Source organism: Salinicola sp. DM10 (assembly GCF_017306975.2).
Classification (GTDB): Bacteria; Pseudomonadota; Gammaproteobacteria; order Pseudomonadales; family Halomonadaceae; genus Salinicola.
Genome location: NZ_JAFLEN020000002.1, coordinates 174,411 through 189,967, shown reverse-complemented (window position 1 = coordinate 189,967; position 15,557 = coordinate 174,411). Strand labels below are relative to the sequence as shown.

The window sequence follows — 15,557 nt, the reverse complement described above, 5'->3', positions numbered from 1 at the left end:
CCCACGCGATGACCCTGAATCAACACACTCCATTAACATGAATGATTTTTATTTGCCTTAGCATTCTCAAAAAGATTCTCGGAAAAGGAGTCGTCCCATGCCGAATACCACGCCCTCTGCGGCCCCCTCGCGCGTCGATCTCGCCGCGAGCTGTTTCTTCAATGCGCTACTGCGCGAGTGCTCACACTGGCAGCTGGTCAGCGACGCGAGCGGTGAGCGTGCGGTGCTGCCGCTGAGCGACGGCGAGCTGCATCTACGCCTGCACCACCGCAGCGCCAGCGGCGAGTGCCGCTTCGTATGGCCGCCACACCAGGTGCGTCAAGGCACATCGCAGCCACTCGACTTCGCCACGGCGCTGGATCGGGTGCTGGCGACGCCGGCGCTGGTCGGCGAACTCGACGCCGAGTCCCGCGCCCGCTTCCGCGAGCGGGTGCTGGAGAGCCGCGCCAACACCCAGGAGAGCCTAGAGGCGCGGGACGATCTGACCCGGCTGCAGCAGGGGCCGCTCGATTTCGTCGCCGCCGAGCAGGGCCTGCTCGCTGGCCACGCCTTCCACCCCGCGCCCAAGTCGCGGGCCCCCTTCACCGCGCAGGAGGCGCAGCGCTACTGCCCCGAGCACCGCGCCCGGGTCGGCCTGGCCTGGTGGGGCGTCGCCCCCGAGCGCGTAGTCGAGGCTTCCAGCCGCGACCGGAGCGCCGCCGAGCTGGCTGCCGACCTGCTGCCCGCCGAGCTGGCCGCGCGGCTGCCGGTGAGCGCGACCGGGCAGGCGTTCGTCGCCCTGCCCATGCACCCATGGCAGGCCCGGCACCTGCGCGCGCAGCCCGGCGTCCAGGTGCTCGAGGCGGCGGGTGAGCTGGTGTGGCTGGGCGAGAGTCAGGCCGAGTGGTACCCCACTTCATCGCATCGTTCGCTCTATGCCAGCGGCGTGCCGTGGATGGTCAAGGGCTCGCTCTCCGCTCGCCTGACCAATTCACTGCGTCTGCTCAGCGTCAAGGAGGTCACCCGCGGGCTGCGTCTGGATGAATGGATGCGCGATCTCGATATCGCCCGGCGCTTCCCCGGCTTCAACGTGATGCAGGAGCCGGCCTGGCTCGGCTGGCGCGATGCCAAGGGCGAGGTGGATGCCGCCAGCCTGGTGCTGCTGCGCGAGAACCCGCTGCAGCACGCGCCCAACGCCGAGGCGGTGGTGCTCGCCACCCTGACCCAGCAGCCGTTGGCGGCGGAGGGCGAATCGCTGCTCGCCGCCCGGGTCCGCGCCGCTGCCGCCCAGCGCGGCGAGCCGCTGGCCGAAGCCACCCGCGGCTGGTTCGCCGCCTACTGCGAGCGCGTGCTCACCCCGCTGTTCGGGCTGGCGGTGGAAGAAGGCATCGTGCTGCTGGCGCATCAGCAGAACATCGTGCTGCGCCTCGACCAGGGCTGGCCGGTGGGCATGGACTACCGCGACTGCCAGGGCAGCGGTGTGAGCGACCACTTCCTCGCGCGCCATCCGCAGCTGGCCGAGGCGCCGGAAAACCACTGGCCCCGCGATACCCTGCGCCGCTACTTCCTCTACTACCTGCTGATCAACTCCACCTTCGCCGTCACCAGCGCCCTGGCCGCCGACGGCCTGGCCGAGGAAGCACTGCTGCTGGCCGATCTGCGCGCCCATCTCGAGGGCCTGCGCGAACGGCTCGACGGCGATCTCGACTGCCTGGATCACGCCCTGAACGCCGCCGAACTGGAGGTGAAGGGCAACTTCTTCTGCTACCTGAGCGGCGTCAACGAGGCGACCCTGGGCAACCCCGCCCGCCTCTATCTGCCGCTACGCAACCCGTTGACGCAACCTCTGACCCGATCCCTCGACGGCTCGCAGGCAGCGCCGACCGCGACGCCGAACGCCAACCGCCCCACCGGAGCCATCGCATGACTGCTACGTCGCCAGACACGCTGCAAGACACGCCGACAGACGCACTGACGGCCACGCGCGATCACTCGCTCGGCGAGACTCACGTTTCCAGGGCCGACGCAGCCAAGACACGCAGTGCCGAGGACTCGCTTGCCTTCCTCGCCGACCGCGCCGCGCGCCTGAACGCCACCGGCGAGCACGCTCCGCACTCGCTGATCGCCGCCCTCGATGCCGCCTTCGCCCGCCACCCGACGCTGGAGCTGCTGGTGCTCGAAGACGCGGAGTGGCAGGCCCATCCGGACTGGCCGACGCTCATCGCCACCCTGGGCGGCCCGCGGGTGCTGCGCTCGGTCTTCTATCAGCAGCAGTGGCACTGGCTGGGCCACGCCCCGACCACCCCGGCGCAGACGCCCTTCGCCCCCGAGTTGGGCCACCCCCAACGCCCAGCCAAGCCGAGCGGCGAGGTCTACCGGCGGCTGATGCCCAAGCTAGGCCAGACCTTCAGCCTGCGCGTGATCGAGCGCGAGCGCGACCTCGAACGCTTCGTGCGCTGGATGCATCTGCCGCGGGTGGCCGAGTTCTGGGAGCAGGCGTGGCCCGAGGCGGAGCTGGCCGAGTTCATCGACCAGCGCCTGGCCGACCCGCACACCCTGCCGCTGATCGGGGAGTTCGACGGCCGCGCGTTCGGCTACTTCGAGCTCTACTGGGCCGCTGAGGATCGTCTCGCCCCCTACTACCCCTGGGCACCCTTCGACCGCGGCATTCATCTGCTGGTGGGCGAGGAGGACGTGCGCGGGCCGCAGTTCGTCGATGCCTGGCTGGGCGGGCTCAGCCACTACGCCTATCTCTGCGAGCCGCGCACCACCCGCCTGGTGCTGGAGCCGCGCCACGACAACCAGCGGCTGTTCCGCCATCTGGGGCGCCTCGGGCTGGAGCGTCTGCGCGACTTCGACTTCCCGCACAAGCGTTCGAGCCTGGTGATGGGCCAGCGCGATCACTTCTTCAGCGAGATTCTGTGATGCCCCGACCTTCGATGATGCACGCAGCCCCGGAGATGGCCACGCTGGACGCCTGCCTGGCGCCGCACTGGGGCGCGGCCAACCGCGCGCTGATCGCCAAGATGATCGGCGAACTGAGCTACGAGCGGATTCTCGCGCCGCTGGGCGACGATGACAGCGGCTATCGTCTCGACCTGGACGAGCACGGCAGTTGGCACTTCAACGCCCGCACCAATCTCTGGGGCCAGCCGCAGGTCGACCCCGAGAGCCTGAGCCCGCCCCCCGGGGCGAGCCTGGAGGCGGCCGATTTCCTGCTCGCGCTGGCCGCGCCGCTGGGCATGCAGGATGGCCAGGTCGCCGAGCATCTGGAGGATCTGTTCGCCACCCTGCGGGCCGACTGCCAGCTGCGCCAGGCGCGCCGCGGGCTCAGCGCCGATGCCGCCATCCGCCTGCCCGAGCCGCAGCGTCAGCGGCTGCTAGACGGCCACCCCAAGTTCCTGTTCAACAAGGGGCGCCGCGGCTGGGGGCTGGAGGCGTTGGCGCGCTACGCCCCGGAGCATGGCCATAGCTTCCAGCTGGGCTGGGTGGCGGTGGCCGCGTCGGCGCTCGAGAGCGGCGGCACGGCCATCGACACCCCGGAACTCCTGCGCTCGGCGCTCTGCGAAATCGAGCTGGGGCGGCTGCACCAGGCGCTGGCCGAGCGCGTCGACAACCCCGCCGACTACCGCCTGATGCCGGTGCACCCGTGGCAGTGGCAGCGCTGGCTGGCGCCGCTGCACGCCGGCGATATCGCCCACGGCCGGCTGCACTATCTGGGCGAGTTCGGCGACCGCTACGCGCCGCAGCAGTCGCTGCGCACCCTGACCAACGTCAGCCGGCGCGCCAGCCACGATATCAAGCTGCCGCTGACGATCATGAACACCTCCTGCTATCGCGGCATCCCCGGGCGCTATCTGCTCGCCGGCCCGGCGGCCTCGGCGTGGCTCAAACGCCGCGCCCAGGAGGACGCGGAGTTTGCCCGCGCGGGGCTGGAGATCCTCGCCGAGCCCGCCGGTGCGGTGCTGCCCCACGCCCAGTACACGCGTCTGGACCAGGCGCCCTACCGCTATGCCGAGCTGTTCGGGGTGATCTGGCGCGAAGCGCTGGCGCCGCGTCTGGCAGCCACCGAGCAGGCGCTGCTGATGGCCGAGCTGATGCAGCGCGACGAGCACGGCCGGCCCTGGCTCGCCGCCTATCTGCGCGCGGCCGGGGCGGAGTCCCCGGCCGCCGCGGAGCGCTGGCTCACACGGCTGTTCGAGGTCACCGTGGTGCCGATGTGGCACCTGATGTGCCGCTACGGCGTCTCACTGATCGCCCACGGCCAGAATCTCACCCTGATCCTGCGCGACGGCTGGCCCGCGCGCCTGGCGCTCAAGGATTTCCAGGGCGATCTGCGCCTGGTCGACGAGGACTTCCCCGAGGCCAGCGACCTGCCGGAGAACCTGACCGCGGTCACCGTGCGCCTGCCGCCGGAGAAGCTGATCCACGATCTGCAGACCGGCCATTTCGTCACCACGCTGCGCTTCATCGCGCCGCTGGCTGCCGCCTGCGGGGTCAGCGAGACACGCTTCTACCAGCTCTGCGGCGACGTGCTCACCGCCTACCGTGAGCGCCACCCGACGCTGGCCGAGCGCTTTTCCCGTTTCGATCTGTTCGCGCCGCGCATCCTGCGCCTGACGCTCAACCGCGCCAAATTCCTGCACGCCACCGACAACGCCCGCGAACGCATGCTGGCGGAGATGGATCTGCACGTGGCCAACCCCCTGCACGGCGTGCGCCAAGCCGCGCCACGCGCCGACGTCATCACAACCCCGGAGGTGTCCGATGTCTGAACGCTCTACTCTCGATCTGGCCGGCGTGGGCGCTGGCCCCTTCAATCTGAGCATCGCCGCGCTGGCGGACTCGCGCCTGCCGCAACTCGCCACGCGCTTCTTCGAACGGCGCCAGGCGCTCTCCTGGCACCCCGGTCTGATGCTGCCCGACACTCACCTGCAGACCGGCTTCCTCAAAGATCTGGTCACCGCGGTGGCACCGGACAGCCGCCACTCCTTCCTCAACTATCTGGTCAGCCACCGGCGCTTCTACCGTTTTCTCAACGCCGAGCTGGGCAGCGTCAGCCGCGCCGAGTTCTCCGACTACCTGCGCTGGGTCGGCGAGCGCCTGGAGAGCGTGACGCTGGGCCAGGGCGTGCGCGAGATCGATCTCGACGCCCACGGTTTCCGCCTGCGCACCGACAGCGGCGACTACCGCGCCCGGCATCTCTGCCTGGGCACCGGCAAGGCGCCGTGGATGCCCGAGTTCGCCACCGCGCTGCGCGGCCCGCACTGCCTGCATGCGTCCGAGATCGCCCACACCCGGCGCGACTTCTCCGGCCTGCGCGTGGTGGTGGTGGGCGGCGGCCAGAGCGGTGCCGATGTGTTCCTCAACGCCCTCCGCGGCCACTGGGGTCAGCCGCGCTCGCTGGACTGGATCTCGCGGCGGCGCAACTTCGAGCCGCTCGACGAGACCGCGTTCACCAACGAGTACTTCACCCCCGGCTACACCGGCGCCTTCCACGGTCTGCCGCGGGCGGTGCGCGAGCGCGAGGTGGCGGCGCAGAAGCTGGCCAGCGACGGCATCACCCCGGCCGCCCTGCAGACCCTCTACCGCGAGCTCTACCACCGTTTCGACGTGCTCGGCGAGCCGCGCTGGGCGCGCCTGCTGCCGCATCGCAGTGCGGTGGCGCTGCAGCGCCAGGGCGCGGGGATGCGCCTGACCACCGAGCACGGCCTGGGCGGCGAGCGCGAGCGCTTCGACGCCGACGTGGTGATCTTCGCCACCGGCTTCTGCTCGCAGCTGCCGGCGTGCCTGGCGCCGCTGGCCGAGCGTCTGGCGCGCGACGCCCAGGGCGAGCTGGTGCTCGGCCCGCACTTCGAGGTGGCCTGGGACGGCCCCGCTGCCCACCGGCTCTATGCGGTCAACGCCGGGCGCCACAGCCACGGCATCGCCGAGCCGCAGCTATCGCTGATGGCGTGGCGCTCGGCGACCATTCTCAACCACGTCGCCGGGCGCGAGGTGTTCGATCTCGCCGACAGCGACGGCCCCGTGGCCTGGCATCCGCTGGCAGCCCATAGCGAAATGGTGGAGCAGCGCTGGGCCCAGGCAATCTAAGCAAGGCAAGACCAGGCAAGACCCGAAAGCGTCGAAAGTCGGGCTGGACGGCGGCAGTAATCGACAGGATGCTAATATTTAGTCATCTGGGGCTCGCGGTGTGACACCGCGGGCCCGCCTGCGCTTTCCGATTCGCCCGCCGACAGCGAGCCCGCCATGCTGCAACCCGTTTCCCGCCAGAGCGATTTGACCCTCGAGCCCGACCAGACCCCGCCGCGCCCGGCGGATGTGAGCACCTTCGCGCCGCTCGGCGTGCCCGCCTTCCGCATGATCTGGATCGCCAACCTGTTCGCCAACCTGGGCGTGTGGGCGCAGTCGGTGGCGGCGGCCTGGGTGGTCACTTCCAGCGCCGGCGGCGCGCTGCTGGTGGCGCTGATCCAGGTGGCGGCGGCGCTGCCGCTGGTGCTGATGTCGATCGTCACCGGGGTCATCGCGGACAACTACGACCGCCGCAAGGTGATGCTGTTCGGGTTGACCATCGAGCTGCTGGGCGGCGCCTTCATCACCCTGATTGCCTTTCTCGGTCTGCTCTCGCCGCCCCTGCTGCTCACCTCGATCCTGTGCGTCTCGATCGGTGCGGCGATCACCACCCCGGCCTGGCAGGCGGCGGTCAACGAGCAGGTGCCGCGCAATCTGGTCTCCAGCGCCGTGCTGCTCAACAGCGTCAACTACAACGCCGCGCGTGCCATCGGCCCGGCCATCGGCGGGCTGCTGCTGGCGGCGGTGGGGCCGGCGTGGATCTTCCTGCTCAACGTGCTCTGCTTCTGCGGCCTGCTCGCCGCGCTGTGGCGCTGGAAGCGCGCGGTGCTACCCAAATCGCTGCCGCCGGAGCGGCTATGGGAGGGGGTCAAGGCGGCGCTGCACTTCGTGCAGTACTCCAGCGTCACCCGCCTGGTGATGCTGCGCGCCTTCATCTTCGGCATCTCGGCCAGCGCGATCTGGGCGCTGCTGCCGCTGCTGGCGCATCAGCATCCCAGCGGCAGCGCCTCGCTCTACGGCTATATGCTGGGCGGGCTGGGGATCGGCGCGATCGCCGGCAGCACCCTGGTCAACCGAGCGCGCCAGCGCCTTGGCAGCAGCCGCCTGATCAGCGTCGCCGCCATGCTGCTGGGCGGGGTGATGCTGATCCTCGGCGGGGTCGACCAACTGTGGCTGCTGTTCCCGGCGCTGGTGATCGGCGGGGGCTGCTGGATCGCCGCGGTCGCCTCCTACAACTCGGCGGTGCAGGTGCTGGTGCCGGACTGGGTCAAGGCCCGCGCGCTGGCACTCTACCAGACCGCGCTCTACGCCGGGCTGACCCTGGGCTCGCTGCTGTGGGGCCAGCTCACCGAGGGCCTGGGGGTGCACCTGGCGCTGCTGCTGGCCGGCGCGCTGCTGCTGATCTCGGCGCTACTGCTGTTGCCCTCGCGGCTGCCCGATCTCGATGCCAGCGGCCTGATCGAAGCGCCGGAAGCGCACACCGAGCGCCCGGACTTCGAGTTCGACCCGGCCCGCGGTTCGGTCATGGTGACCATCGAGTACCGCATCGATGCCGAGCATCTACGCGACTTCGCCCGCGCGGTGCGCCCGCTGCGCAAGCTGCGCCTGCGCAACGGCGCCAAGCGCTGGTCGCTCTATCGCGATATCGTCGACCGCGACCTGTGGCAGGAAGTCTTCCTGGTACCCAACTGGCTGCAGCATCTGCGCATGCTCGACCGCATGACCCTGGGCGACCGCGCGATCATCGAACGCGTCACCGCCCTGCATACCGGCAACGAGCCGCCGCGGGCGCGCCACGGGGTCAGCTACCGCTCCTCGCGCCACGCCCAGGCGACGCTGACACCGACCCAGACCCAGCCGCCCGATGAGAAGGCCATGGCCGCCAATCCCAGCGCGGCCCCCTGGCCGCAGCGCGACGTCACCACTCGATAGCCGAGCGGGCACGCCGGCACTTGCCAGCGCGCCTGCCGTGCGCGCCGCTGACACGGCAGCGACCTGCAAGCGTCACCCGGGCGTGCGATACTGCGCCCCCGCAGCGCCGGGCCGGCCGCGCTGCATCGGCCAACCCAGGGAGCCCGACATGACCCCAGAGACCGCTCGCCAGACCCTCAAGCGCGTCTTCGGCTTCGACGATTTCCGCGGTGGCCAGGGCGCGGTGATCGAACGCGTCATCGGCGGCCGTTCGACCGCGGCGATCTTCGCCACCGGCGCCGGCAAGTCGCTGTGCTATCAGCTCCCCGCGCTGCACCTGCCCCACCTCACCCTGGTGGTCTCGCCGCTGCTGGCGCTGATGCAGGACCAGCTCGGCTTTCTTCAGCGCCACGGCGTGGCCGCCGCCAGCATCGACTCCACCCAGGACCGCGACACCGTGCGCGAGATCATGGAGCGGGCGCGGCGCAACGAGCTCAAGATCCTGATGGTCTCGGTGGAGCGGCTCAAGAACGAGCGCTTCCGCCACTTCCTGCGCCAGATCGCGATCTCGCTGCTGGTGGTCGACGAGGCCCACTGTATCTCCGAGTGGGGCCACAACTTCCGCCCGGACTACCTCAAGCTGCCCGACTACCAGCGCGAGTTCGATATCCCTCAGGCGCTGCTGCTCACCGCCACCGCGACCCCGGCGGTGATCGCCGACATGCGCGACAAGTTCGCCATTGCCGCCGAGGACGTGATCACCACCGGCTTCCACCGCCCCAACCTCGAACTGCTGGTCGAGCCGGTGCCGGCCGACGAGCGTCTCGAGGCCCTGGCGGCGTGGCTGGCGCCGCAGCAGCAGTCGGGTGCGGCCGCGCCCACCATCGTCTACGTCACCCTGCAGCACAGCGCCGAACAGGTCGCCCGCGATCTCAGCGCCCGCGGCATCGCCGCGCGGGCCTACCACGCCGGGCTCGACAGCGAGACGCGCGACGCCATTCAGCAGGGCTTCATGCACGGCGAGCTCGCCTGCATCGTCGCCACCATCGCCTTCGGCATGGGCATCGACAAGGGCGATATTCGCAACGTGGTCCACTACGACCTGCCCAAGTCGATCGAGAACTATAGCCAGGAGATCGGCCGCGCCGGTCGCGATGGCCAGCCTTCGCGCTGTCTCACCCTGGCCGGCCGCGACGGCCTGCGGGTGCTGGAGAACTTCGTCTACGGCGATACCCCGGAGCGCGCCGGCATTCGCCACGTGCTCGGCGAGATCGCCGCCGCCGGCGCCGGGCCGGAGCGCCAGTGGCCGGTGCTGCTCAACACCCTCTCGCGCGATAGCAACGTGCGCCTGCTGCCGTTGAAGACGCTGCTGGTGCGCCTGGAGATGCACGGCGTCATCGCCCCGCGCTACGCCTACCTGGCCGAGTACCGACTGCGCTACGTCGAGCCGGCAGAGGCGCTGGTGGCGCGCTTCGAGGGCGAGCGCGCTGACTTCGTGCGGCTGATCGTCGACAACGTGCCGATGGCGCGCACCTGGGGCACGGTGGATTTCGAGCGCCTCTATCAGGCGGGGGCGGCGGCCGGCATCGACGCCTCGCGAGGGCGAGTGATCACGGCGCTGGAGTACTTCCAGGAGAAGGGCTGGGTGGTGCTGGAAGCCAAGCGCATGACCGATGTCTACGAGGTGCTGACGCCCGCGTTCGACATCGACGGCCTGAGCGAGACGCTGCTGGCCGAGTACCAGGCGCGGGAGGCGAGCGAGATCGCCCGGCTGCACGCCATGCTCGATCTGTTCGAATCCACCACCTGCCTGACCTGGCGCCTGGCGGCCTATTTCGGCGAGGCGCCGCCGGCGGGTACTACTGGCTGCGGCCACTCGGTCCAGGCCGCCCGGGGCTGCGGCCATTGTTCGGTATGCCACGGTCATATCGCCCGCCTGCCGCCGGCACCGCCGCTGCCCGAGCCCGATGCGCAGACGCTGCAGCAGGCGCTGGCGCCGTTCATCACCCACCACCGCGACACCCTGGGCGAGGCCCCCGGCCCCCAGCGCATGGCGCACTTTTTGTGCGGGCTGGCGATGCCGCTGTTCACCCCGCTCAAGGCGCGCAAGCTGCCGGGGTACGCGCGCTTCGAGGCCTATCCCTACGCCGAGATCCGCACGCGCTGCGAGGCGCTGGCGGCGGCAGGCGAGACATCGGCCTGATACGCACCGGGCCTATCCGGAGACGCAAATACTGTATGCAAAACCACTGTTTTTGAGTACAGTATTTCGAACTAAGCTCCCCGATCGCGGCAGCCACCCTGACAGGGTCGGCCCGCCACCGGGGCTGCCGTCTCCCCTGCTCGAGGTGCGCCATGGAGCTGATCGACAAACTCTCCATCCTGGCCGATGCCGCCAAGTACGACGCCTCCTGCGCCAGCAGCGGCGCGCCCAACCGCAGCTCCCGCGGCAAGGCCGGGCTGGGCGCCTCCAGCGGCATGGGCATCTGTCATAGCTTCACCCCTGACGGCCGCTGCGTCTCGCTGCTCAAGGTGCTGCTGACCAACTTCTGCCTCTACGACTGCCAGTACTGCATCAACCGCCGCTCGAGCAATATTCCGCGCGCCCGCTTCACCCCGGAAGAGGTGGTGCGGCTCACGCTCTCCTTCTATCGCCGCAACACCATCAGCGGGCTGTTCCTGAGTTCGGGCATCATCCGCTCTAGCGACTACACCATGGAGCAGTTGATCCAGGTGGCCAGGCTGCTGCGTGAGACGCATCAGTTCCGTGGCTATATCCACCTCAAGGCGATCCCCGAGGCCGACCCCAAACTGCTGGAAGAGGCCGGGCGCTATGCCGACCGCTTGAGCGCCAATATCGAGCTGCCGACGCTCACGAGTCTCAAGACCCTGGCCCCGGAAAAGGAGCTGGGTACCATCCACTCGGCGATGGGGCAGATCCGCCAGGGCATTGACGCCGCCAACGACGCGGCCACCCAGGACGCCAGACAGCCACCGCGCAGCGCCAACCCCAAGCGCCTGGCGCCGCGCTACGCCCCGGGCGGTCAGAGCACGCAGATGATCGTCGGCGCCGATGCCACCGACGACCGCACCATCCTGCAGTCCGCCGAGCAGCTCTACCGCGACTTCCGCCTCAAGCGCGTCTACTACTCGGCCTTCAGTCCGATCCCCGAACGCCCCGCTGGTCTGCCCCAGGCGGCGCCACCGCTGCTGCGCGAGCATCGGCTCTACCAGGCCGACTTCCTGATCCGCGGTTACGGCTTCGCCGCCGCGGAGCTGCTCGGCAAGCCGGGCAATCTGGAGCTGGAGATCGACCCCAAGCTGGCCTGGGCGCTGACCCATCGCGATACCTTCCCGGTCGATCTCAACCGCGCCGAGCCGGCGCTGATCGCCCGCGTGCCGGGGATCGGCCTGAGGAGCGTACAGCGGCTGGTCGAGCTGCGCCGCCAGCGCAAGATCCGCTTTCAGGATCTGATCGCGCTGCGCTGCCGGGTGGAGACCCTGCGCCCCTTCGTGGTGACTCAGGACTATCGCCCCGCCGATGGCCAGCGCGACAGCGCCCGCCTGCGCCAGCAGCTGACCGCGCCGCAGCCGGCGCAGATGGCACTGTGGTGAGCCCGCGATGACGCCTGCCCCGTCAGCCGGTGCCATGCCCTGGGTGGTGCCCGCCGCGGACTTCGGCCAGTGGCGCGACGCTGCCCGGCGCCTGCTGCAGGCCGGTGTGCCGCCGGCGGCAGTGGTGTGGGAGGATGCGCACGAACGCCAGGAGGATCTCTTCGCCGACACCACCGCCGGCGCCGTCAGGCTGCCCGAGCCGAGCGTGGCGCCAGCGCCGGTAAGCATCGGCCGCGAGGACCTGGCCCTGCTCGAACGCGCCTCACGCTACCGTAGCGGCGGCGGCGAACAGAACCGCTGGGCCCTGCTCTACCGGGTGATGTGGCGCCTGCACCACGGCGAGCGCGACGCCACCCACGCCGCCGACAGCGATGGCCGCGTGCTGCATCAGCGCCGCCATGCGGTCAAGCGCGAGGCACACCATATGCACGCCTTTCTGCGCTTTTATCGCGACGCCACGGACGCCGACACGGCGGATATCCGGGGTACCCAGGACGCCCCTGGCGGAGAGAGTTTGCATGGCAGAGAGGATGACAACTCAGAGGAAGAGTCCCAGGCCAGCTTTATCGCCTGGTTCGAGCCGGCCCACGACGTGCTCGACCTGGGCGCCGAACACTTCGCCGACCGCCTGGGCGGCAACGCCTTCCTGATCGCCACCCCACGCGGCGGCGTGGCCTGGGACGGCCAGCGGCTGGATTATCGCACGCCCTGCCCCGCGGCCTGGGCCACCCGCGCCCGGGCTGCCCAGGCCGCCGGCGCGGATGATCAGCACGCGCTCTGGCGCACCTACTTCGTCAGCACCTTCAATCCGGCGCGGCTCAATCATCGGGTCATGACCCAGCACATGCCGCAGCGCTTCTGGCGTCATCTCAGCGAAGGTGACCTGATCCCCGCGCTCGAAGCCCGCGCCCGCCACGGTGGCCGCCGCCTGGCACAGGAGGCGAGTGTCGGCGAGCGTAAGGGCAAGACGCTACCGCCGGCACGCCGCTAGGCGCTCAAGGAGAGGCGGTATCGATCCGCGCCACCGCATCTCGACTGGCGAGGTCGCGCGCTTCGCCGGTGAGCTCGAACAGCCGGCCGTCGCGCATCTCAAGTAGGCGATCGGCTTCGGCAAAGTAGTGGTCGTCATGGCTGATGGCGAACACGGTGATGCCGAGTTCGCGGAAGCGCGGCATCAGTTCGCGGTAGAAGACCCGACGGAACTGCGGGTCCTGATCCGCCGCCCACTCGTCGAGCAGCAGGATCTGGCGCTGCTCGACCAGCGCCATCAGCAGTGCCAGGCGCTTGCGCTGCCCCTGGGAGAGTTCGGTATCCAGCACCTGGCCATTCTCGAGCTCGAGCTTGCGCGCCAGCTGCAGCGTCTCCAGCCAGTTGTCGAGCAGCGCCGGATCGGCAGCACCGCCGCGCGGCCCCATCAGCCGGTCGAACTGATGGAAGTCGGTATAGACCGCGGCGAAGCGTTGACGATAGCGCGGCCACTCGGCCTCGGTGACCGTCACACCGTCGACCTGGATCTCCCCCGCATGCGGCCGGTAGAGCCCGGTCAGCAGCTTGGCCAGGGTCGACTTGCCGCTGCCGTTGCCGCCGATCAGATAGACCTGCTCGCCGCGGGCGAGTTCGAGGTCGAGCGGCCCCACCGCGAAGCCCTCGCGCCCGCCACGCTCGGGGTAGCGATAGGTGACCCCGCGCAGCGCCAGCGTCTGCCACTCGCCGTGCTCTTCGACCAGGTCGAAGGAGGGCCGGTAGGGCGCCAGTTCCAGCTCGCGCAGCTTGTCGAACGAGACCTGGGCGGTGATCAGGGTCGGCGTCGCGCCCACCGCCTGGATCAGCGGCGAACGCAGGAACAACAGCGTCAGCGAGAAGGTGGCGGCGACCGCGGTATTGGACCAGCCCAGACCGTTGGCGAGGAAGAACACCACGCCGATGGCACCGAGCATCATGATGTTGGTCCAGTTGCCGGCACTCAGATGGCAGGTATCGGCGCGGATGATGTGGTCGCGGTAGGTGCGGGCGTGGGCGTCATACACCTCTTCTAGTAGATGTCGCGCGCGGTCGCGGTTGAGCGACAGCTCCTTGCGGCCGTGGATCACCGTCTCGTAGTCGCGATAGAGGCGGTCGTCGGTGGTGCGGGTGATATGGATATGATGATAGACCTGAGATACCAGCCACCACCCCACCAGCATGGTGATGGCGATCCACACCGCGGTGACCATCAGCAGCGGCGGCGATAGCCAAAACAGATAGGCCACCGAGGCCAGGGTGATGATCACCCCCTGGACCAGCTCCGGTAGCCGCACGAAGGCGATGGTGATATTGCGGATATCGCTGGACAGGCTGGCCAGCAGATGCGCGCTGCCGAGCTGCTCGAGGCGTTCGATGTCGGTGTCGAGAATGCGCTTGATCAGGCGCCCGCGCAGGCGATAGACGAAGTGATGACCCAGCGTGGTGAGCGCCAGCTGCGAGCCCAGGGTCACCGCCAGCAGCAGCGCCACCAGGCCGATGAACGGTACCAGGGTGGTCAGCACGCGGCTGTCGCCGGCGCCGGCCTCGGTGGCGATCAGCGCATGGTTGATGAAGGCGATCACGCCGATTCCCAGCGCCGCGCTGAGCAGGCTGAGGAGCATGACGCCGACGAACGGCCAGCGGTAGTGACGGAAGACGACGCGCAGTAGTTCCATGCCGATCCTGTGGGTGGCGAAAATGGCTCCGCCCGTGGGACGGCCGGCAAGCGCGAATGATTCTGATCTTCACTCGCAAAGTCAAGCCGCGTCCCGCGTCGCCTCTGGAACGCTTTTCACCCCCGCCCTTGGAATGCCACAACCGATAGACGACGTGGGCCCATTCGCCTGCCCCCGACGCCCATCGTCGGATGGGGGTGGACATGCACGCTCAATCGTCGGCGAACATCATCTGAATCCGCGAGCGCAGCCAGCGCTCGGCGGGGTCGTTGTCGTAGACGCTCTGCCACACCATGCTCAGCGGCGAAGGGTCACGCGCCAGCGGCAGCTCGTCGACGCGCAGCCCGCCCTGGGCGGCGAGCACGTCGGCGGCGTAGTCCGGTACCGTGGCGAGCATGTCGGTCTCCTGCAGCAGCGAGGCGAGGCTGTTGAACTGCGGCACGGCGAGCACGATCCGGCGCTGGCGCCCGTGGGCGGCCAGGAGATCGTCGACATAGCCGTGCAGATCGCCATCGAAGGAGACCAACACGTGGGGTCGCTCGCAGTAGTCGTCCAGGGTCAGCGCACCGGGGCGGCCATCGGCGCGCAGCACCTTGGCCCGGGAGCGGCGCAGGATCTTCTGCTTGGCGTTGGCCGGCAGATCGCGAGCGTAGCCGGCGGCGACGGTGATCTCGCCGGTATTGAGCAGTTGCGGCATGAGGTGGAAGTCGGCCCGGCGCACCACCAGCACGATACCCGGCGCTTCGGTACGCAGGCGCTTGAGCAGCGCCGGCAGTAGCGCGAACTCGATATCGTCGCTGAAGCCGACGCGAAACACCGCTTCGCTGCTGGCGGGGTCGAAGCTGCTGGTGCGGCTGAGCACGCTGGAGATCGCATCCAGCGCCGGCTGCAGCTGATCATAGATCTCCAGCGCCCGCGCCGTAGGCACCATCTGGCGCCCGGTGCGCACCAGCAGCGGGTCGCCGAACACGTCGCGCAACCGCCCCAGCGCGGCGCTGGTCGCCGGCTGGCCCAGGAACAGCCGCTCCGCCGCCCGGGAGACGCTGCGCTCCTGCATCAGGGTTTCGAAGACCACCAGCAGTTTGAAGTCGACACCACGCAGGTCGCTTCGATTCATCACCCACTCCCTTGCCTAGCCCTTCGCATCTCCCAACACACGGCAGCGGATCGCTCGCGCATGGCGCAACCCCCGGCACCTGGGTCCGAGGGTAGTGGCGGCGAACGCCGGCGTCTCATCGCGGTTATCGATACGCTTTATAGCCAGTATCGATGATCGAGCATAGTGTGTCGCGGTCATCATCG

The 15,557-nt window shown here is 69.5% G+C and carries 10 protein-coding genes; 8 read left to right on the top strand and 2 right to left on the bottom strand.

Annotation, left to right across the window (positions count from 1 at the left end):
- Positions 1 to 97 precede the first annotated feature (97 nt).
- The 8 genes from J0A90_RS09625 to J0A90_RS09590 all read left to right on the top strand — a co-directional run bounded on the left by J0A90_RS09625 (position 98) and on the right by J0A90_RS09590 (position 12,568).
- On the top strand, positions 98 to 1,906 hold the full coding sequence (locus tag J0A90_RS09625) for an IucA/IucC family siderophore biosynthesis protein (RefSeq protein ID WP_207035081.1): 1,809 nt from the start codon (positions 98 to 100) through the stop codon (positions 1,904 to 1,906).
- The gene (locus J0A90_RS09620; protein WP_207035083.1) at positions 1,903 to 2,904 is read left to right on the top strand and encodes a GNAT family N-acetyltransferase; all 1,002 of its coding nucleotides are present in this window, start codon (positions 1,903 to 1,905) and stop codon (positions 2,902 to 2,904) included. Before J0A90_RS09625 ends, J0A90_RS09620 begins: the two co-directional genes overlap by 4 nt.
- Positions 2,904 to 4,754: an IucA/IucC family siderophore biosynthesis protein gene (locus J0A90_RS09615; RefSeq protein ID WP_207035085.1), complete on the top strand. Its 1,851-nt coding sequence runs from the start codon at positions 2,904 to 2,906 to the stop codon at positions 4,752 to 4,754. Before J0A90_RS09620 ends, J0A90_RS09615 begins: the two co-directional genes overlap by 1 nt.
- On the top strand, positions 4,747 to 6,072 hold the full coding sequence (locus J0A90_RS09610; RefSeq protein WP_207035087.1) for a lysine N(6)-hydroxylase/L-ornithine N(5)-oxygenase family protein: 1,326 nt from the start codon (positions 4,747 to 4,749) through the stop codon (positions 6,070 to 6,072). The genes J0A90_RS09615 and J0A90_RS09610 overlap by 8 nt, the downstream gene beginning before the upstream one ends.
- 156 nt (positions 6,073 to 6,228) lie before the next feature.
- The gene (locus tag J0A90_RS09605) at positions 6,229 to 7,983 is read left to right on the top strand and encodes an MFS transporter (protein WP_207035088.1); all 1,755 of its coding nucleotides are present in this window, start codon (positions 6,229 to 6,231) and stop codon (positions 7,981 to 7,983) included.
- 148 nt (positions 7,984 to 8,131) lie between these two features.
- Complete coding sequence (locus tag J0A90_RS09600; RefSeq protein WP_207035091.1) at positions 8,132 to 10,165, top strand: ATP-dependent DNA helicase RecQ; 2,034 nt, start codon at positions 8,132 to 8,134, stop codon at positions 10,163 to 10,165.
- A gap of 152 nt (positions 10,166 to 10,317) precedes the next feature.
- Complete coding sequence (locus J0A90_RS09595; protein WP_207035092.1) at positions 10,318 to 11,577, top strand: putative DNA modification/repair radical SAM protein; 1,260 nt, start codon at positions 10,318 to 10,320, stop codon at positions 11,575 to 11,577.
- A 7-nt stretch (positions 11,578 to 11,584) separates the two neighbouring features.
- Positions 11,585 to 12,568, top strand: coding sequence for a TIGR03915 family putative DNA repair protein (locus J0A90_RS09590; RefSeq protein WP_207035094.1), 984 nt, complete (start codon positions 11,585 to 11,587; stop codon positions 12,566 to 12,568).
- A 4-nt stretch (positions 12,569 to 12,572) separates the two neighbouring features.
- Here J0A90_RS09590 and J0A90_RS09585 read toward each other — a convergent pair whose 3' ends face one another.
- Complete coding sequence (locus tag J0A90_RS09585; RefSeq protein WP_207035096.1) at positions 12,573 to 14,255, bottom strand: multidrug ABC transporter permease/ATP-binding protein; 1,683 nt, start codon at positions 14,253 to 14,255, stop codon at positions 12,573 to 12,575.
- 211 nt (positions 14,256 to 14,466) lie between these two features.
- Positions 14,467 to 15,372 (bottom strand): LysR family transcriptional regulator, encoded by a 906-nt coding sequence (locus J0A90_RS09580; protein WP_207035098.1) that lies wholly within the window; start codon positions 15,370 to 15,372, stop codon positions 14,467 to 14,469.
- Positions 15,373 to 15,557 lie beyond the last annotated feature (185 nt).